This is a genomic window from Stenotrophomonas sp. (assembly GCF_050737075.1).
Lineage (GTDB): Bacteria > Pseudomonadota > Gammaproteobacteria > Xanthomonadales > Xanthomonadaceae > Stenotrophomonas.
In genome coordinates this window covers 44,498-62,463 of the sequence record NZ_JBOHXV010000019.1, presented here as the reverse complement: position 1 = coordinate 62,463, position 17,966 = coordinate 44,498, and the positions used below count along the sequence as shown (strand labels likewise).

17 protein-coding genes are annotated in these 17,966 nt (G+C 67.5%); 9 read left to right on the top strand and 8 right to left on the bottom strand.

Features of this window, described 5'->3' with window-relative positions; all coding sequences use genetic code 11:
* Both ACREPD_RS07080 and ACREPD_RS07075 read left to right on the top strand, forming a co-directional pair.
* On the top strand, positions 1–2,059 hold a 2,059-nt coding region (locus tag ACREPD_RS07080), incomplete at its 5' end, for a triple tyrosine motif-containing protein (RefSeq protein ID WP_431598661.1).
* 212 nt (positions 2,060–2,271) lie between these two features.
* Positions 2,272–3,114 (top strand): alpha/beta fold hydrolase, encoded by an 843-nt coding sequence (locus tag ACREPD_RS07075; protein WP_421568631.1) that lies wholly within the window; start codon positions 2,272–2,274, stop codon positions 3,112–3,114.
* Positions 3,115–3,175: 61 nt separating this feature from the next.
* Here the strand turns inward: ACREPD_RS07075 and ACREPD_RS07070 are convergent, their stop codons facing one another.
* Together ACREPD_RS07070 and ACREPD_RS07065 are read right to left on the bottom strand one after the other, a co-directional pair.
* On the bottom strand, positions 3,176–4,387 hold the full coding sequence (locus ACREPD_RS07070) for a GAF domain-containing sensor histidine kinase (RefSeq protein WP_431598660.1): 1,212 nt from the start codon (positions 4,385–4,387) through the stop codon (positions 3,176–3,178).
* An 88-nt stretch (positions 4,388–4,475) separates the two neighbouring features.
* On the bottom strand, positions 4,476–5,222 hold the full coding sequence (locus tag ACREPD_RS07065; protein ID WP_431598659.1) for an SDR family NAD(P)-dependent oxidoreductase: 747 nt from the start codon (positions 5,220–5,222) through the stop codon (positions 4,476–4,478).
* 125 nt (positions 5,223–5,347) lie between these two features.
* On the opposite strand from ACREPD_RS07065, the gene ACREPD_RS07060 reads away from it, so the two are divergent.
* The 3 genes from ACREPD_RS07060 to ACREPD_RS07050 all read left to right on the top strand — a co-directional run bounded on the left by ACREPD_RS07060 (position 5,348) and on the right by ACREPD_RS07050 (position 7,420).
* The gene (locus ACREPD_RS07060; protein ID WP_431598658.1) at positions 5,348–6,301 is read left to right on the top strand and encodes a LysR family transcriptional regulator; all 954 of its coding nucleotides are present in this window, start codon (positions 5,348–5,350) and stop codon (positions 6,299–6,301) included.
* 30 nt (positions 6,302–6,331) lie between these two features.
* Positions 6,332–6,967, top strand: a complete 636-nt coding sequence (locus tag ACREPD_RS07055; protein ID WP_431598657.1) for a DUF2306 domain-containing protein — start codon at positions 6,332–6,334, stop codon at positions 6,965–6,967.
* Between the two features lie 72 nt (positions 6,968–7,039).
* Positions 7,040–7,420, top strand: coding sequence for a YbjQ family protein (locus ACREPD_RS07050; RefSeq protein ID WP_431598656.1), 381 nt, complete (start codon positions 7,040–7,042; stop codon positions 7,418–7,420).
* Positions 7,421–7,439: 19 nt separating this feature from the next.
* Here the strand turns inward: ACREPD_RS07050 and ACREPD_RS07045 are convergent, their stop codons facing one another.
* The 4 genes from ACREPD_RS07045 to ACREPD_RS07030 form a co-directional block, all read right to left on the bottom strand.
* The gene (locus ACREPD_RS07045) at positions 7,440–8,288 is read right to left on the bottom strand and encodes a hypothetical protein (RefSeq protein ID WP_431598655.1); all 849 of its coding nucleotides are present in this window, start codon (positions 8,286–8,288) and stop codon (positions 7,440–7,442) included.
* 66 nt (positions 8,289–8,354) lie between these two features.
* Positions 8,355–8,537: a hypothetical protein gene (locus ACREPD_RS07040; protein WP_431598654.1), complete on the bottom strand. Its 183-nt coding sequence runs from the start codon at positions 8,535–8,537 to the stop codon at positions 8,355–8,357.
* The gene (locus ACREPD_RS07035) at positions 8,534–9,670 is read right to left on the bottom strand and encodes a PepSY-associated TM helix domain-containing protein (RefSeq protein WP_431598653.1); all 1,137 of its coding nucleotides are present in this window, start codon (positions 9,668–9,670) and stop codon (positions 8,534–8,536) included. Before ACREPD_RS07035 ends, ACREPD_RS07040 begins: the two co-directional genes overlap by 4 nt.
* 15 nt (positions 9,671–9,685) lie before the next feature.
* Complete coding sequence (locus ACREPD_RS07030) at positions 9,686–11,776, bottom strand: TonB-dependent siderophore receptor (protein WP_431598652.1); 2,091 nt, start codon at positions 11,774–11,776, stop codon at positions 9,686–9,688.
* Positions 11,777–11,956: 180 nt separating this feature from the next.
* Between ACREPD_RS07030 and ACREPD_RS07025 the strand changes: the two genes are divergently transcribed.
* From ACREPD_RS07025 to ACREPD_RS07015, 3 genes are all read left to right on the top strand, one after another.
* Positions 11,957–12,175 carry a hypothetical protein gene (locus ACREPD_RS07025; RefSeq protein ID WP_421568513.1) on the top strand — a complete coding sequence of 73 codons (219 nt, stop codon included), beginning with the start codon at positions 11,957–11,959 and terminating at the stop codon, positions 12,173–12,175.
* A 148-nt stretch (positions 12,176–12,323) separates the two neighbouring features.
* Positions 12,324–13,301 carry a DUF4105 domain-containing protein gene (locus ACREPD_RS07020; protein ID WP_431598664.1) on the top strand — a complete coding sequence of 326 codons (978 nt, stop codon included), beginning with the start codon at positions 12,324–12,326 and terminating at the stop codon, positions 13,299–13,301.
* Positions 13,298–15,229, top strand: a complete 1,932-nt coding sequence (locus ACREPD_RS07015) for an esterase/lipase family protein (RefSeq protein ID WP_431598651.1) — start codon at positions 13,298–13,300, stop codon at positions 15,227–15,229. The genes ACREPD_RS07020 and ACREPD_RS07015 overlap by 4 nt, the downstream gene beginning before the upstream one ends.
* On the opposite strand, the gene ACREPD_RS07010 is transcribed toward ACREPD_RS07015, so the two are convergent.
* Positions 15,230–16,606 carry an MFS transporter gene (locus ACREPD_RS07010; protein WP_431598650.1) on the bottom strand — a complete coding sequence of 459 codons (1,377 nt, stop codon included), beginning with the start codon at positions 16,604–16,606 and terminating at the stop codon, positions 15,230–15,232.
* An 89-nt stretch (positions 16,607–16,695) separates the two neighbouring features.
* Here ACREPD_RS07010 and soxR point away from each other — a divergent pair, with 89 nt between their 5' ends.
* Positions 16,696–17,130 carry a redox-sensitive transcriptional activator SoxR gene (soxR, locus tag ACREPD_RS07005; RefSeq protein ID WP_421568508.1) on the top strand — a complete coding sequence of 145 codons (435 nt, stop codon included), beginning with the start codon at positions 16,696–16,698 and terminating at the stop codon, positions 17,128–17,130.
* A 146-nt stretch (positions 17,131–17,276) separates the two neighbouring features.
* On the opposite strand, the gene ACREPD_RS07000 is transcribed toward soxR, so the two are convergent.
* Entirely contained in the window at positions 17,277–17,879 is a 603-nt protein-coding gene (locus tag ACREPD_RS07000) for a short chain dehydrogenase (RefSeq protein WP_431598649.1), read from the bottom strand.
* Positions 17,880–17,966: the final 87 nt, after the last annotated feature.

Genomic DNA, 17,966 nt, shown 5'->3' with positions numbered 1-17,966 from the left:
CGCCAACCTGATCCAGGTGGCGATGCCGGAAGGCGCGCAGGAATTCGCCATTGCCGCCGACGGCGATGCCCTGCTGGTAGGCACCCGCAACCATCCGCTGCAGCGCGTGGACCTGGCATCGCGACAGGCGCTTGCGCTGCCGTCGGCGATCACGGCCATGCACCGCGATGCCAGCGGACGCATCTGGCTCGCCGGCCCCGACGGACTGTGGCGGAAGCAGGGCGAGCGTTTCGAGAAGGTGTCCGAGCTGCCGGTTCCCGGCCGTTCGGGCGTGCAGGCCATGGCGACCACGCCGGATGGCGCGCTGTGGATGTCGTTGAATACGCCCGGCCTGCACCGTTTCGCGCAGGGACGCTGGACGCATGTACAGAATCAGCAGGGTCTTCCACCCGGGGATTCACCGCTGGTGATGCAGGCCGATGCACGCGGACGCGTGTGGCTGGGGTTCGCACGCAATGCCGTGGCGGTCATGCAGGACGGAGTGTTCTCGACACCGTGGTCGGGTGAACCGCTGGACGTGGGCAACGTCACCGCGCTGTTCGACGACGGGCAGGGCATGTGGATCGGCGGCGAGCGTGGCCTGGCGCAGGTGGTCGGGAACACGCTGCGCAATGTGGTGCCCGGAGTGCGCGAGGATCTGCGCGGCATCAGCGGCATCGTTGCCGACACCGCCGGTGACCTCTGGTTCAACGGCGCGCGTGGCGTGGTGCGTGTGCGCGCTGGTGACCTTGCGAAACTCTTTGGCGCGCAGGGCAGGCCACGCTACGAGCGGTTCGATGCCCTGGATGCCTTGCCCGGCATCGCAGCGCAGTTCCGGCCACTGCCTACCGCAGCACGCACGCAGGACGGCCGGCTCTGGTTTTCGACGACCAGTGGCCTGGTCGCGATTGATCCGCAGAAGACGGTGCGCAATCCGGTACCGCCGCCGGTCGAGATTCTGTCGCTGGCGGTCGATGGTGCCGACGTACCGATCCAGGCGGGCAAAGTGGCCCTGCCTGCGGGCACGCGCAATCTGCGCATCCGCTTCACTGCGCTGAGCCTCTCCATTCCCGAGCGGGTGCGTTTCCGCTACATGCTCGAGGGCTTCGATTCGCACTGGTTCGAGGCATCGCCGGCCCGCTCGGCGTTCTACAACGCACCGGGTTCGGGCAAGTACGTGTTTCGCGTTGCGGCAAGCAACAACGACGGCGTGTGGAACGAACGGGGTGCCCGGCTGGCGATCTCCATCGCGCCGCACTACTGGGAGACGGGCTGGTTCCGCGCGCTCTGCGTCGCTGTGGCGGCAGCAGTGCTGTGGCTGCTCTACCTGGGGCGACTGCGGCAGCTGGCCGCGCGCATCCGTGCACGCCTGGATGAGCGGCATCTGGAACGCGAGCGGATCGCGCGGGACCTGCACGACACCCTGCTGCAGAGCACCCAGGGGCTGATCCTGCGGTTGCATGCGTCGAGCAGGAAACTGGCACCGACCGATCCGGTGCGGCTCGAACTGGAAGCAGCCATGACCCTGGCCGAGCGGGTGGCGGCCGACGGCCGCGAGCGCGTGCGTGGATTGCGCGGGGAGGTAGGCCTCGCGCAGGAGCTGGGCGCGGCGTTGATGGCGGTACTGGAGGAGTGCGACGGGATGGAGATGCCGGCGGTGCGGCTGGTGGTGGAAGGCACGCCGCGGCCGATGCAGCGTTGCGCGGGTGAAGAGGCCTACATGATCGGCCGCGAAGCGATGCTCAATGCGTTCCGCCATGCGCGCGCCATGACGGTGCAGGTTTCCATCAGCTACGCCCGCCAGGCATTCCGGCTTCGCATCCACGACGACGGGGTGGGATTCTCGCAGGAGACAGGTAAGCCGGAAGGACACTGGGGCCTGGAAGGCATGCGCGAGCGCGCCGCGCGTGCCGGCGGCAGCGTGACCATCCTCTCTGGCCGGCCGGGGCGCGGTACCGAGATCGATCTGCAGATCCCGGCCGCTTTCGCCTGGGAATCGCGTTACCGCCCAGGTGTGGCGGGGCTGCGCGATCGGCTGGGGGCGATGTTCAGCCGCCTGCGGTCGCTGGCCGGCAGATAAAGCGCAACGGCGTACAAGCGCCGGTGCAGCGCGTCTGTTCCCATGCGGGTGCCGCCCACGAGGAGGATGCATCGATGCCCCCACGCCAGCTGGATACGCTGACGTTCACCCGCCGCCAGGCGCTTCAGGTCGGCGCCTCGGCGCTCGCCGTGATGGCGCTGCCCAGTTTCGCCACGGCGCGCACCCCCACGTCACTACTGGAAACCACGCACATGTCCGATAATTTCGTCACCACCAAAGATGGCGTCCGCATCTTCTACAAGGATTGGGGCCCGCGCGACGCGCAGCCCATCGTCTTCCACCACGGTTGGCCGCTGTCGTCGGACGACTGGGATACCCAGATGCTGTTCTTCCTGCAGCACGGTTACCGGGTGATCGCACACGACCGTCGTGGTCACGGGCGTTCGGCCCAGGTCAGCGACGGGCATGACATGGACCATTACGCGGCCGACGCGTCCGCCGTGGCTGAACACCTCGACCTGCGCAATGCGGTGCACATCGGCCACTCCACCGGCGGCGGTGAAGTGGCGCGCTACGTGGCCAAGTTCGGCCAGCCCCAGGGCCGCGTCGCCAAGGCCGTGCTGGTCAGTGCGGTGCCGCCGCTGATGCTCAAGACCGCCTCCAACCCGGGCGGGCTTCCGATCGAGGTGTTCGATGGCATCCGTGCGGGTGTTGCGGCCAATCGCGCCCAGCTGTTCGTGGATTTCCCGACCGGCCCGTTCTACGGCTTCAACCGCCCCGGCGCGAAGATCTCCCAGGGCGTGATCCAGAACTGGTGGCGCCAGGGCATGATGGGCAGCGCGAAGGCGCACTACGAGGGCATCAAGGCGTTCTCGGAAACCGACCAGACCGACGACCTCAAGGCGATCACCGTGCCCACGCTGGTGCTGCACGGCGACGACGACCAGGTGGTGCCGATTGCGGACTCCGCCGAGCTGTCGGTGAAGCTGCTCAAGAACGGCACGCTCAAGGTCTACAAGGGCTACCCGCACGGCATGCTGACCACGCACGCCGATGTGATCAACCCGGACCTGCTGGCCTTCATCAAGTCCTGACGCAAAACGGCCTACGGGGACCACGTCCCCGTAGAGCCACGCCCTGCGTGGCTGCGTATTCTCACCACCCCGAATTCGGCATCCGGAACGCGAAAGCCGTTCCCGCATCCTCACTGGACGCCACCGTCAGCGTCCCCGCATGCGAGCGCGCGATCTCCGCCGCGATATAAAGCCCCAGCCCCAACCCGGGCCGCGGAAGCGCCCCCTGCTCACGCGAGAACGGGCTGAAGAGGCTGCCCAGCATGTCCGCGGGAATATGCCCGCCGTTGCGAACGGTGAGCACCAACGCCTCTGCATCGGCCTGCACCTCCAGCGCGATGGGCACCGTGCTGTCGCCGTGCTGCGCGGCATTGGTCAACAGATTGGCAAGCAACTGCGCGAGCCGGTTGGGATCGCAGATCACGGTGCACCCCACCTGCATGCGTACCGCGATGTCCGAACGCCCGGTGGCGTTCACCACCTCGTTCACGACCTGCTGCAGTTCGGCATCCAGGTTGGCGACCGGTCGCAATGCGATGGGAATACCGCCGCCCAGGCGCCCACGGGCGAAATCCAGCACGTCGCTGACCAGCCCCTGCATGCGCGTCACGCTGGCCGTGATGTGGTCGAACATGCGCTGCTGGCGGTCCGAATGGGGCTCCATCTCCAGCGTTTCGGCAACGATGCTGATCGACTGCAGCGGATTGCGAAGGTCGTGCCCGAGCACGGCGATGAACTGGTCGCGTAGCTCGGCGACCTGATGCGCATCGGAAAGCGCGAGGGCGGCCTGTTCAAGGCGGTCCTCGGTGTCCAGGTAATTGCCGACCAGCTCGGCCAGCAGTTCCATGGAACGCAGGATATGCGCCTCGTCGAAGTCTCCGGGCGCCGAATCGATGGCGCACAGGGTGCCGAAGAAACTCCCGTCCGGCCGGAAGATCGGCACGGACGCGTAGCTCTCCAGCCCATAGATGCGCGGCGTATGATGCTGCGAATAGATCGGATGCTGGCTGGCATGCGAGAACACGACTGCCTTGGCCGATTGCCGGATCTCATCGCAGATGGTCGTCTCCAGCACCAGCTGGCCGCCGGGTACCAGGCCGAAGCCCAGGGTGTCGTAGGTCGCGCACGCGGTCCAGGTGGTCTCGGTCACGCGGGCAACCGCCGTGAACCGCGAGCCGGTGATGTGGGCGACCGTTTCCAGGATGCGCGGGACGGCCTTGATCCGGCCGATCTCGGCGATATCGCGGAGCAGTGCGGGATCGGTCAGGGGGGCGTTGGGGGTGGGGTCGGACATAGGGGGAAATGGTCACATGAAACGTGAACTGCTGCCCGTTTTTTTCGCGTACTCACCTACCGCAGGTTCTCCACCGCCCCCCTGTGCACTACACCTGCGCCATACCGCCATCGACGAACAGCTCGATGCCGTTGATGAAGCTGGCTTGGTCCGAGGCCAGGAAGGCCACCGCGTTGGCCACTTCCTGCGGTTCGCCCAGCCGTCCGAGCGGTACCTGCGCGGCGAGGTGGTCGAACAGACCCTGCCGGGCGTCGTCGGGCACCAGGTCGCCCAGGCCGGGGGTGCGGATCGGGCCGGGGCTGACCACGTTGACGCGGATGCCGCGGTCCTTCAGGTCGAGTGCCCATGAGCGGGCAAAGTTGCGCACCGCCGCCTTGCTGGCGCTGTACACGCTGAAGTTCGCCGTGCCCTGGATGGATACGGTAGAGCCGGTAAGGATGACCGACGCGCCATCCACCAGCAGCGGCAGCGCCTTCTGCACGGTGAACAGCACGCCGCGCACGTTGGTGGCGAAGATGCGGTCGAAGTGCGCTTCGGTAATCGCCCCCAGCGGCAGCATGTCGCCGCCGCCGGCGTTGGCCAGCAGGATGTCCAGCTTGCCGGCCTGACGGGCGATCTGTGCGTAGACCGCGTCCAGCTCGGACGGCCGCGAGGCATCGGCACGGATGCCGGTCGCGCCCGATCCAATGGACGCCACCGCCGCGTCCAGTTCGGCTTGGCGCCGGCCGGTGATGAAGACCGTGGCGCCCAGCGACGCGAGGTGCTGGGCGCTGGCCAAACCGATGCCCGAGGTGCCGCCGGTGACGAGGGCGATCTTGCCGTTGAAGGTAGTCATGGTGCTCTCCTGCGTGGGGCAGGGGAGGATTCCCGCTGCCGATGGGAGAACGATAGGCGGGTGGCATTTGTGGATAAATATCGAAAAAATACAATCACTATCCACCGCTGTGCATAATCGAGCCCATGAACCAGCTCATCGCCATCCGCGCCTTTGCCCGCGTCGTCGAGGCCGGCAGCTTTACCCGCGCCGCCGACTCGCTGGACATGCCCAACGCCACCCTGAGCAAGCTGGTGCGCGAGCTGGAAGCGCACCTAGGCGTTCGGCTGCTGCAGCGGACCACCCGCCGGGTATCGATCACGGCCGAAGGGCAGGCGTACTACGAGAAGGCAGGGCGCATCCTGCGCGACCTGGAAGACATCGATGCGTCGTTCAGTGCGGCGCGGGGTACGCCGCGCGGACTGCTGCGGGTGGACGTGGGCGGTTCGACCGCGCGCGACGTGCTGGTGCCGGCGTTGCCGGACTTCATGCACCGTTACCCGGACATCCGCATCGAACTGGGCGTCTCCGATCGCACGGTGAACCTGGTGGGCGAGAACGTGGACTGCGTGATCCGCGGCGGACCGCTGGACGACTCGTCGCTGGTGGCGCGCCACCTCGGCGATGCCGTCCTGATCACCTGCGCCAGCCCGGCGTATCTGAAGGCGTGTGGCCTGCCGGCGTATCCGCAGGAACTCCACAACGGGCACCGGCTGGTGAGCTATTTGCTGCCCTCCACTGGGCGCGCCGTACCGTTCCGCTTCCGCAGCGCAGAGGGGCTGCTGGAGATCAAGCCCGAGCACCGCCTGGGGATCAATGAAAGCAACGCGCATCTGGCCGCTGCGCTTGCGGGGATGGGGCTGGTGCAGACCTTCAGCTACGCTGCCGGCCCCGCGCTGCGCAGCGGTGCGCTGGTGGAAGTACTGCAGCCGTGGCGGCCGGCGCCCTACCCGTTCCATGTGGTGTACCCCAACAACCGGCACGTCACCCACCGGCTCCGGGTGTTCATCGATTGGCTGGCCGAGCGGATGCCGGGCCTGCTGGCGGATGGCGGCGCAGAGGCGCCGTCGCCACGGGTGCCTCCGGCCGTTCCATACTGACCGCTCGCCCGACCTGAAGGAGGCCATGCCATGGATGCACTGTCTTCGCGCTGGGGGAACGCGATGCGTTCCTTGCCGGCGGTCATTCTCTGGCTGGTTGTACTGCTGATATCGACCGAGTTCCTGCTCGCCGTATACGGGAAGTACCACCTGATGGCGGGGCCTGCCTATGAGCGTTTCATGGGACGCCATGGCTGGCTGTGGCTGCATCTGGCGGGGGGTGTCGTCGCCATTGCGCTGGGTCCCGCGCAGTTTCTGGCGCGGTGGTGGTACCGGCGCCCGGCACTGCACCGCCGGCTGGGATACGTCTACTTCGGCGGCGTCCTGGTGGCGAGTGCTGCGGCCGCCGGGCTGATCGCCACCACCCCGGCGCCGCTGTCGATCCGGCTTGGCTTCGGCTCCACCGCGTTGGCGTGGCTGACGACCGCCTGGTGGGCGATGCGCTCGATCCGCCTGGGCCAGGTGCAACGGCACAGGGCCTGGATGATCCGCAGCTATGCAGTCACGCTGGCCCCCGTGTTGTTCCGGCTCATGCTGCCGGTCGCCATCGCATCGGGGGTGTCGCCAAGCGGCGCGCTGATTTCTGGACTGCTCTGGTCGAGCTGGTTGATTCCACTTGGATGTGTGCAATTATTCGGAACCCGCCTGGGGGCGCGGATCAGCTGAGCATCGGGGATGATGCTTCATGCGGCGCGGAACATCACGCGTGATCGGGCCCCCACACACACCGAGGCAAGCATGGCAGACCCGTACAACAGCGCAGCACGCCCACCCACCGCGGTTCGTCTTGACGATTCCATGGTGACCACCGCCTTCGAGCTGCCAGGGTTCCGCATCGCGCGCAACTTGGGTGTCGTACGCGGCATTACCGTGCGTTCGCGTTCGATCGTGGGCAACTTCCTCGGCGGCATCCAGACCCTGTTCGGCGGCAACATCACCATCTACACCGAACTGTGCGAGCAGGCCCGCGAGGAGACCTATCGCGACATGGCCAAGCACGCGCGGATGCTGGGCGCCAACGCCATCATCGGCATGCGCTACGACGCCACCGACATCATGACTGGCCTCACTGAAGTGCTGTGCTATGGGACTGCAGTGGTGGTTGAACCGGTGCGTTGATGCGGCTGCGGTGTCTGGATCAACGCCCGTTCCTGGCCGTTTCGTCGGCAAGGCGGCCCCTGCTGCGTTCGCAGGAGAGCGCGCAAGCGTCGGTACGGAAGGCGTCCAGCACCGGTTGCACGGTGGCGCGGTCAGGAAGGGCAGCCTTGTCGAGGTCGCGCTCCAATGTTTCGGGAACGGCGCCACGCATTTCCGGCGGCAGCGCCTGTGCCAGTGCCTCGGCGACGGGCAGGACCTGCGCGGCAAGTTCCACACGCTCCTGAGGCCCGATGGCGGGGTCGAGCAGGCCGCCGAATGATGCAAGTGAGAAGGCCCTGACCGGAGCCACCAGCATTCCCAACATTCGATTGGTATCGTCGGAGGGGCCGCTCTCAACCGGCCAGGTAGCCGCGTCGAGCAGTAGAACCTGAGTGAAGCATCGCGTCTGTTCCAGGAATATGCGTGTCTGGTTGCGACGCATGGGACGACTCTGGGCGAGAAGCTCCTTCATGGTCTCGTGCGCGGCCCCCACACTTTCGGGTGACGCCTTCAACTCCGCCTCGGCGGGGGCCAGCATCGCGATCTGCGCATCGAACAGATTCAGGCACAGCGTCATCGTCTTCAGACGGTCGGCCTCGGCAAAGTCGGACATGCGCGCGGTGGGAAGAAACACCTGTTCCAGCTGTGCCTCCAACACCTTCCAGTCCGGCGCCGTGGAGGCGGCCGCCGTGGCACTCGCGGTTGCCAGCGCCTGCAGCTGCGCGATGGCCGCCTTCTGCGCCGCCAGCGCGTCGTCGATCGGCGCAGCGTGTGCGCTGCCGGCGGTAAAGCACAACGTTGCAAACAGGCCCATGGCCATGCGTCGCAGGCTGCAGAAGGTAACGTCCATGTTCAACTCAAGGGTGGGTACCCCGTGGAGTATAGGCGAGCGTGGCAACCGGAGCCTCTGTACGCGTCAGCGCGTCCGCTTCACCCACGCCCGTACCACCAGCCCGATCAGGGCGGCGAACACCGCCCACGACACCACGTCGTACACGCCATCGCCGATGAGGGCACTGACCAGCCCCAGCACGCTGGCAGCGGCGATCCACGCCGGGGCAGTGAACGGGCTGCCATTTGGAGAGGTAGGCCGGCTCATGCGGCGCCCCCGGTCTTTTCGGCACGCTCGATCTCGGTCACACGTGCCTCGGTACTGCCGCGCTTGAACCACAGGTACAAACCGCTGATCAGGACCGCGATGGTGAGCAGGTCCAGCAGCGCCCACAGGATCTTCAGCGGCAGCTTGCCGTAATCGCCGAAGTGCAGCGGCTGGCTGAGCAGCAGTACGGTCATGTAGGTGGGCAGTTGCGGCTGTGCCGTGAGGTCGCCGGTGGCCGCATCGATCAGCACCGGGCGGTACATGCGCTCGGTGAGCGGGGTATTGCCCTGCATGAACACCCCGTAGTGGTGGTCGCCGCTGTAGCCGGTGCCGGGGAAGCTGACGAAGGCCGGGCGCATGTCCGGCTCGGCGGCGCGCGCGGTGTCCACCGCGGCCTGCAGCGAGGCCAGGGTGGTGGGGCGCGGCTGGCCGGCGTAGCGCGCGGCGAATTCGCCCAGCTGTTGGCTCTGCCACGCGGTTTCCAGTGGCTTGGCGATGGTGTTGATCGCGCCGGTGATGCCCACCACCAGTGCCCAGCCGAGGGTGACCACGCCGATCACGTTGTGCAGGTCCAGCCAGGCCAGCCGGCGGCTGCGGCCGGTGCGCAGCGTGCCGAAGCGCTGGCGACGCATGAAGGGGCCGTACAGCACCAGTCCGGAGATGATCGCCACGGCGAACAGCAGGCCCATCGCGCCCATGAACAGCATGCCGGGCAGGCCGAGGAACAGGTCGGTGTGCAGGCGAAGCAGGAAGTACATCACCCCTTCGTTGAACTGCGGCGCGGGCACCAGCGCGCCGCTGCTGGCGTGCAGCAGCGCCGTTTTCATCTGCGGCGGCGGGGTGTCGACGCGCGCACCGGTGTTCACGTACACGGTGTGCCCTTCCCAATCCCAGCCGACGAACAGCGGTACGTTGCCCGGGTACTGCGCCAGCGCGGTGCGCACCTGTGCATCCAGGTCGCGGTGCGGCGCCTGTGTCTGCGGCGTTTCCACGTGCGGTTCGCTGAGGTGGGCGATTTCCTCGCCGAACACCAGCGGCAGGCCGGTCACGCACAGCAACAGCAGGAACAGGGTGCAGATCAGGCTGGTCCACTTGTGGACCAGGAACCAGGCTTTGAGGGTGGTGCGTTGCATGCGGTTCTCTGGCGATCAAAACCGGTACGAAATCGTGCCGGTCACGGTGCGGGGGTTGCCGGTGAAGCAGTCGCCGAAGTTGCGGCAGGGGGCGAAGTACTTCTTGTCGCTGAGGTTGGTGATGTTGAGCGCCATCGTCCAGTCCACGACCTGCACTTCGAACAAGGCGTCCACCAGCGTGTAGCTCGGCGTGCGGATGAAGCCACCATAGCCCAGCGACTGGGTGTTGCCCACGTAGCGGCCGCCGAGGCCCAGGCGCAGGCGCGCGTCGTCGTCGAGCTGGAAGCCCTTGCCCAGCCACAGCGAGGCCAGTTCCTGCGGGGTGTCGTTGAGGCGCTGGTTCACTTCCATGGCGAAGTTGCTCTTGGTCACTTCGGCCTTGTTGCGCGAATACGCGGCGGTCAACGTGACGTCATGCGCGAACTGGAACTGGCCCTCCAGCTCGACGCCCTTGGACTGGATTTCGCCGGTCTGGATGACGTTGAGCACGTTGTCCGGATCGTTGGTCTGCCGGTTGGTTTCGGTGATGCGGTAGGCCGCCAGGGTGACCAGCATGGTCGAGGCCGGCTGCCACTTGATGCCGCCCTCCCACTGGTCGCCCTGCATCGGCTTGAACGCGCGGCCATACAGGTCCTGGCCGGTGACCGGCAGGAACGACTCGCTGTAGCTGATGTACGGCGACACGCCGCCGCCCACGTCGCCGATCAGACCCGCGCGCCAGGTGGTGGCGTTGTCGGTTTGGCTGGGCAGGCCCTCGGTCTTGCTGCGCGCATGGTCGCGGCGCGCGCCCAGCACCAGCGACACGCGGTCGGCCCAGCGGATCTGGTCCTGCAGGTACACGCCCAGCTGGGTGGTCTGCTGGTCGGGCAGGCGGTCCCAGCCATTGATGGTCACGCCGGTGGACACCGGGGTGTAGATGTCGATCGGCGTCGGCGTGGCATCCAGGTTGTAGGACTTCTCGCGGTAGTCGCTGTAGTCCACGCCGGCCAGCAGCAGGTGCCGGAACGCACCGGTGGCGAAGTCGAACTGCACCGCGTTGTCGCTGGTCAGCGAGCGCACGTCCGGGCGCACGCCATAGGCGTTGCGGTTGAGCACGCGGCGGTCGGCGTCGATGAACGGGTCGGTCGGGTTGCTGTAGGTGTCCGGATACAGCTCGCGGAATTCCGTGCTGCCATCGAGGTAGCGCACGGCCGAGCGCAGGCTGATGGTGTCGTTGAAGCGGTGGTCGAACAACGCGGTGACGCTGTAGACCGTGGAATCGAGTTTGTCGAAGTCGCGGTCGCCGAGGAAGGTCGACGGGTCCAGCCGCGGCGTGCCGGGCGGCGCCCGCAGGGTGGCCGCCACCGGCAGGAACTGCTGGCTGGAGGCAGTCTTGTCGTGCTGGTAGCTGGTCAGGACGGTGAGCGTGCTGCGCTCGCCGCGCCAGCTGATCGACGGCGCCAGATACACGCGGTCGTCGCTGATGTAGTCGGTCTGCATGCCCGAATCGCGCACCAGGCCGACCACGCGACCGGCCAGGGTGCCTGCGTCGTTCAGCGCGCCGCCCACATCGCCCTGGAACTGCTTGCGGTCGAAGGTGCCCAGCTGCACGCCTACCTCCCCCCCCACGTCGGTGAAGGTGGGGCGCTTGGTCATGGCATTGATGATGCCGCCGGTGGCGCCGGCACCGTACAGCACCGACGACGGGCCGCGAAGGACTTCCACGCGTTCCAGGCCGTATACCTCGGTACGCGCCATCGGGTTGAAGCCGTAGCTGCGGCGCAGGCCGTCCAGATATTGCACCGGGTCCAGTCCGCGCACGGTGCTGCCGTCGCTGCGGGTATCCAGGCCATAGGCATCGGCGGTGACGCCGGCGCTGTAGCGCAGGGTCTCCTGCAGGTTCTGCGCACCACGGTCGGTGAACAGGCTGTTGGTCACCACGCTGATCGCCTGCGGGGTCTGGGTGAGCGGGGTATCGGTCTTGGTCGCGGTGCTGGCGCGGTCGGCAACCACGGTCACCGCGTCCAGGGTGCGGGCGCTGTCGGTGTCCTGGGCATGGGCCAGGGCAGAGGCCAGCAGGGTGGGGGCCAGCAGCAACAGGCAGGAACGGCGCGACAGGGCAGGCATGACGGGAATCCCCAGGAGCGAAGGCCGCGATTATCCGAAGGTGAGGATGCGAACGCAAATGACTCTCAGCTGCGAAGCGTGGACGGGCGGCTTCATCTTCCTGCCACATCCCCTGCACGGCGCCTACGCGTGGCGGGCCATAACGTAGACCGTCCCCACGCCAGATCCGGAGACGCCCCCATGAATACCCTGCAGACAGCCGCCAGAGCGATGCGCAACGGGCTGGAAGAAGTGGCGGCGCTGCTGGTCGGCGAGCGTGCCGAGGACCTGCGCCGCGACGACAGCGCGGCCCCCGGTGTCGGCATCCCGATGCCGCGCCGCGCGCCGCTGAAGCGCCCGCTGCTGCACGGCCGCAAGGGCATGGCGCCCTGGCAGAAGGTATCCGGCGGACGTCGCTGAACAGGCGGTGCACCGGCGTTTCCCGCCTTCACGCCCTAACCTGAACAGGCAGACATGCTGCACACGCGCGGTTGTGGCTAACTAGCGCCCCAACCAACCGACGGAACGATGCGTGAAGACAGCAGGACGATGGGCGCTGGCAGTGGTGATGCTGGTGGCGGCGCTGTGGGTGGCAGGCATGTTGGCGTATCAGCTGCCGGGGCCGGGTTGGCTGCGCGGTGTACTGATGGCCGTATGGGCCGGCTTCGCGATGATCACGGCGGTGGCAGTCGGCCGGGCCCGCGTCGGCCGTTGGCCGGGGGCGGTGTTCCTGCTCGCGCTGGTGGCCACCGGTGTGTGGTGGCTGCTGCTGACGCCGCGCCAGGACCGGGTCTGGGCCGACGACGTGGCGCAGCGTCTCAAGGTGGTGAGCTTCGATGGCCAGCATGTGGTGCTCGACAACGTGCGCAACTTCACCTGGCGCACCGATGACGACCACGACGCGCGCTGGGAGCGCCGCGAATACGATCTGGACCAGTTGCGCTCGGCCGACCTGATCCTGTCCTACTGGATGGGGCCGACGATCGCCCACACGCTGGTGTCGTTCGGTTTCGCCGACGGGCGCCAGCTGGTGTTCTCGCTGGAGATCCGCAAGGAGCGCGGCGAATCCTTCTCGGCACTGGGCGGGTTCTTCCGCAAGTTCGAGATGACCTTGGTTGCGGCCGAGGAAACCGACATCGTGCGGGTGCGCAGCAACGTGCGCGGCGAAGACGTCTATCTCTACCGGTTGCAGGGCATGACCCGCGACCAGCTCAAGGGCTTGTTTGTTTCCTACCTGGGCGAGGCGCGCAAGCTGGACGCCGCGCCGGCGTTCTACAACACGCTCACCAGCAACTGCACCACCATCGTGTACAAACTGGCCAAGCAGATCGCGCCGGGCTTGCCACTGGATTACCGGCTGCTGGCATCGGGCTATTTCGCCGAATACGCGCGCGACCTGGGCGTGCTCGCGCCGGGCGTGGACTTCCCCACGCTCAAGGCGCGCGGGCGCATCACCGACCGTGCGCGCGCGGCCGGCAACGACCCACGCTTCTCGCAGCTGATCCGCCAGGGCGTGCCCGGCGTCGGCGCGGAGGCGCAGCCATGAGCCGGGCCCAGCACCGCGGAGTGCCGCTGCTGGCGGTGCTGCTGTCGCTGCTGCTTTCCAGCGGCTGCGCGATGGTCACCATGAAACAGGTGAAGCCGACCGACTACCTGGCCAGCAAGCGCGGCGACGTGCTCACCTCTGGCAAATTCAGCATGGCCTCGCAGGAAACGCTGAGCGTGATCGGGCTGGATGTGGCGCTGTGCGAGAAGGACATCGGCGCCTGCGAGAAGACCCTGAAGGAGACCCGCGACCTGCCCGAGGAGCAGCGCCTCTCGACGCTGTCCGAGTTGTGGGTGAAGAACGCGCTGGCGCTGACGCCCAAGCCGAAGGACCGTGAGAAGACGCCGATGTCCGACGCGGCGCTGGACGCCTGGCTGGAAGCGGCGCGGTATGCCTATGCCTACCTGTTCTTCAGCGGGCGCACGCCGTCTGACCGGGCCTTCGAGGACCGCCAGACCCAGGTGCGCGACTACTACAACTACGCCGCCGAACAGACCGCCACGGTGGTGTTCAAGCGCAGCCGCGAAAGCGCGCTGGAAGGCGAGGACTACAACGCGGCGGTGGCCGGCGAGCGCTGGACGCTGACCTCGGACTTCGACGAACTGCGCCTGACCAGCATCCCCAGCACCATGGTGTCGGCCTCGTCGGTAAGCTTCGCCGGCCTGCGCAGCACCTACCGGCGCGATGGCTTCGGCGCCGAGCTGGTGGTGGTGATGGACCCGCCCAAACTGATCGCAGCGGTGGACGGCGAGAAGGTTGAGATTCCGCAGTACAGCGAGATGTCGGCGATCAATGCCACCGCCTTGCTGCGCTTCAAGGGCGACAGCCTGCAGCAGGTGCTGGACACCACCCAGGTGCTGTTCGACGTGTATTCGCCCGAGTCCACCGAACGCGTGGACCTGCACGGCGAGAAGGTGCCGTTGGCCGGCAACTTCACGGCGGCCTATGGCATGTGGCTGGCGCAGTCGGGCTTTGCCACACAGTCGCTGCGCACGCTGTTCGGGTTGAGCCAGGGCATTGCCGAGCCGCACATGTACCTGATGCAGCCGTGGGACCCGAACCGCCGCATCATCTTCATGCTGCACGGCCTGGGCAGCAGCCCGGAGGCGTGGGTGAACGTCGCCAACGAGATCCTCGGCGACCCGGAGCTGCGCCGGCACTTCCAGGTGTGGCAGGTGTATTACCCGACCAACGCGCCGATCGCGTTGAACCGCTACGAGATCGACCAGGCCTTCGACAACACGCTGAAGCATTTCGATCCGAAGGGCACCTCGCCGGCATCGAAGGACATGGTCTTCATCGGCCACAGCATGGGCGGGGTATTGGCGCGTCTGCTGGTGACCAGTTCCGGCGACACGCTGTGGAACCAGCTGCTGGCCAACTACGACCTCAAGGGCGAACGCCTGAAGCGGGTGGAGGCCAAGCTGGGGCCGTTGCTGCATTTCGACGCGGAGCCGAACGTGGAGCGCGCGATCTTCATCGCCGCCCCGCACAAAGGAACGGACATCGCGGGTAACCGGGTGGGGCGCTTCATCGGCCGCCTGGTGCGCCTGCCGATCACGATCCTGGGTAAGTTCGAGGATGTGTTCCAGACCCTGCAGCAGTCCGAAGTGCAGTCGGCGCAGGCGACCAAGCTGCAGATTCCCAACAGCATCGACAACCTCAAGGCCAGCGATCCGTTCGTGAAGGCATCCAGCGCACTGCCGATCATGCCGGGGCTGAAATACCACTCCATCATCGCGCAGCGCAAACCGGGCGTGCCGCTGGAGCAGTCCGACGATGGGCTGGTGCCGTATTGGAGCGCGCACCTGCCCGGCGCGGTATCGGAGAAGGTGATCATCTCCGGGCACAGCGTGCAGGAAACCCCGCAGGCGGTGCTGGAGATCCGGCGGATCCTCAGGGAGGACCTGGAGGAAGTGTCGCCTTGATCAGACCCGCCGCGCCACCACAACGCTGGCGGCCGCGAGCAGCAGCATGATCGCGAAGATCAGCAGATAGCCCAGCGTCACATCGGTGTTGAGCAGCAGCGCGAACAACGAACCGGACACCGCCAGCGTGGTGGCCACGCCCAAGGCTTCACTGAGCTGCAGCGCCGAGGTATTCGCGCCCTGCTGGGCCGGCGGCGACAACGACAGCGTCAGCAACGACAGGCTCGGGTAGATAAGCCCCATGCCCAGCCCGGTCAGCGTCCAGCCGGCGAGCGCAAGCCACAGCGGTACGCCGGGCTGGAGCGTCAGCGAGGTGGCGATGATGCCGCCGCACATCAACAGCGCGCCCACATGCAGCAGCTGCCGCCGCGACCAGCCGTGGCGCTGATGGCCCTGGAACCAGGAACCGCTGAACCAGCCCAGCGCACCCATGCTCAGCGCCACGCCCGCCAGCAAGGGGCTGAGCCCGCGTTCGCGCTGCAGCAGCAGCGGCAGGAACGCCTCGCAGCCGAAGAAGGCGGCAGCGGCAATGCCGCGCAGGGCGATCACGCTGGGCAGCCCGCGCCGCAGCCGCAACGTGCCGGGTGGCAGCAGCCGCCAGCTGCACACGGCCAGCAACGCCAACGCCGGCACCAGCAGCGCGGCAGCCTGCCAGCCCACCTGCTGGCCGCCCACGTATAACAACAACGCGCCGAATGAGGCCCCGACTGCCCAGCGCACCACGTGTGTGGTCGGTGCTGCCGGCGCGCTGTCCAGCGCACGTACCTCGCGCAGCGCAGGGCGCAACAGCAGTGCGGCGGGAATGGCCAATACCGGCACCGCAAGGAACACCCAACGCCAGCCCACGTGCTGCACGATCAGCCCGCTGATCGCCGGGCCGATCAGCGAAGGCACCACCCAGCCGGCGGAGAAGGCGGCGAACACGCGTGGCCGCATCGCTTCGGGGAATGTTCGCCCCACCAGCACATACAGCGCCACCGAGATCGCGCCGGCGCCCAGCCCCTGCAGCAGGCGGCCGAGCACCAGCACGGCCATGTGCTGGGCCAACCCGGCCAGCAGCAGCCCGGCGATGAAGCAGCCGAGGCCCAGCCACAGCGGCCGCGCGGGGCCCTGCTGGTCGCTCCAGCGCCCGGCCAGGGTCATGCCGATGACGCTGGTGGCCAAGGTGCCGCCGAAGGCCAACGCGTACAGGCGCAGGCCATTGAGGTCATGGGCAACGGTGGGCATGGCGGCGGCCACGGCCAACGCTTCGAAGGCGTGCAGCGAGACCAGCGCGACCATGCCGATCGTGGTGGCGCGGTACGCCGGGGACAGGATCGACGGCGGTGCATCGGGCGCGACGGTGGGCACGGTGGGGGCGGCAACATCGGAAGACATGCGGATTCCAGGCAACGAAGGATGCGCGTCGCTTGCAGTGCGCGGCGCGGTCCCGCACGATGCGACCTTAACCATGGTTGAGGTCAAGCGTGATCGCGCAGGAGCTGAGTGTAGGCGAGGTGTCGCGCCGCAGCGGGGTTGCGGTGTCGGCGTTGCATTTCTACGAGCGCAAGGGCTTGATCCGCAGCCTGCGCACGGCAGGCAACCAGCGCCGCTTCAACCGCGAGGTGCTGCGCCGGTTGGCGGTGATCCGCGTGGCCCAGCGCGTGGGCATGCCGCTGGAAGCGGTGGCGCAGGCATTCGCGGCGCTGCCCCAGGACAAGACCCCGACCCGCGCGGAGTGGGCGAAGATGTCGGCGCTGTGGCGCGCCGAACTGGACCAGCGCATCGAGCAGCTGTTGCTGCTGCGCGACCAGCTGACCGACTGCATCGGCTGCGGCTGCCTGTCATTGAAGCGCTGCCGGCTGGCCAACCCGGGCGACGCGCTGGGCGAGCAGGGCGATGGGCCGCAGCGCTGGGGGTGACGCGCCGCGCGCAGCCACGCAGGGCGTGGCTCTACCGCGCGCTGATTCATCGCCCCACAGCGTAGAGCCACGCCCTGCGTGGCTGAGCGCGGTGCCGGATTACGCCACACGTAGCGACACGCCATGCGTGTCCCCGCGGTACCGGGTCACCACACGGCAATGACCTGCCCGCTCTGCACCCCCTCCACGCTGCGCTGATACGCCAACGACGCCCGATGCGCGGTAACCGGCTCAAACCCCGGGAAATACGCGCCGTAATCATCCATCGATTCGACCAGCACGTTCGGGCTCACCACGTTGATGCGCAGCCCGCGCGGCAGCAGGTCGCACGCGGCGGCGCGCACGAAGCCTTCCAACGCTGCATTCACTGCCGTCGCATTGGCGCCATCGCGGATCGGCTGCGCGCTGACGATGCCGCTGGTCAGCGTGATCGAGCCGCGCACGCTGAGATGGTGCTGCGCGGCCAGCGCCAAACGGACCTGCCCCAGCAGCTTGTCCTGCAGCCCCAGGTTGAACTGCGCCGGCTGCATGTCGGCCAGCGGCCCGAAGTGCAGGCGGCCGGTGGTGGCGACCACCGCGTCCACCGTGCCGACCTGCTCGAACAGCGCATGCACGCTGGCATCGTCGGTCAGGTCCACCTGCACATCGCCGCCGTGGCGACCGGCGCGGACAATCTGATGGTGGGCGCCCAGGGTCGCTGCGACGGCCTGGCCAAGCGTTCCGCTGGCGCCTACGAGAAGGATCTTCATGCTGCTCACTCCAGTAAAGGGGGAATATCGCCAGTCTGCGCCGCCCACGGAGGTTTGGTAACCGGCGTATGCTTTGCAGATTGCTAA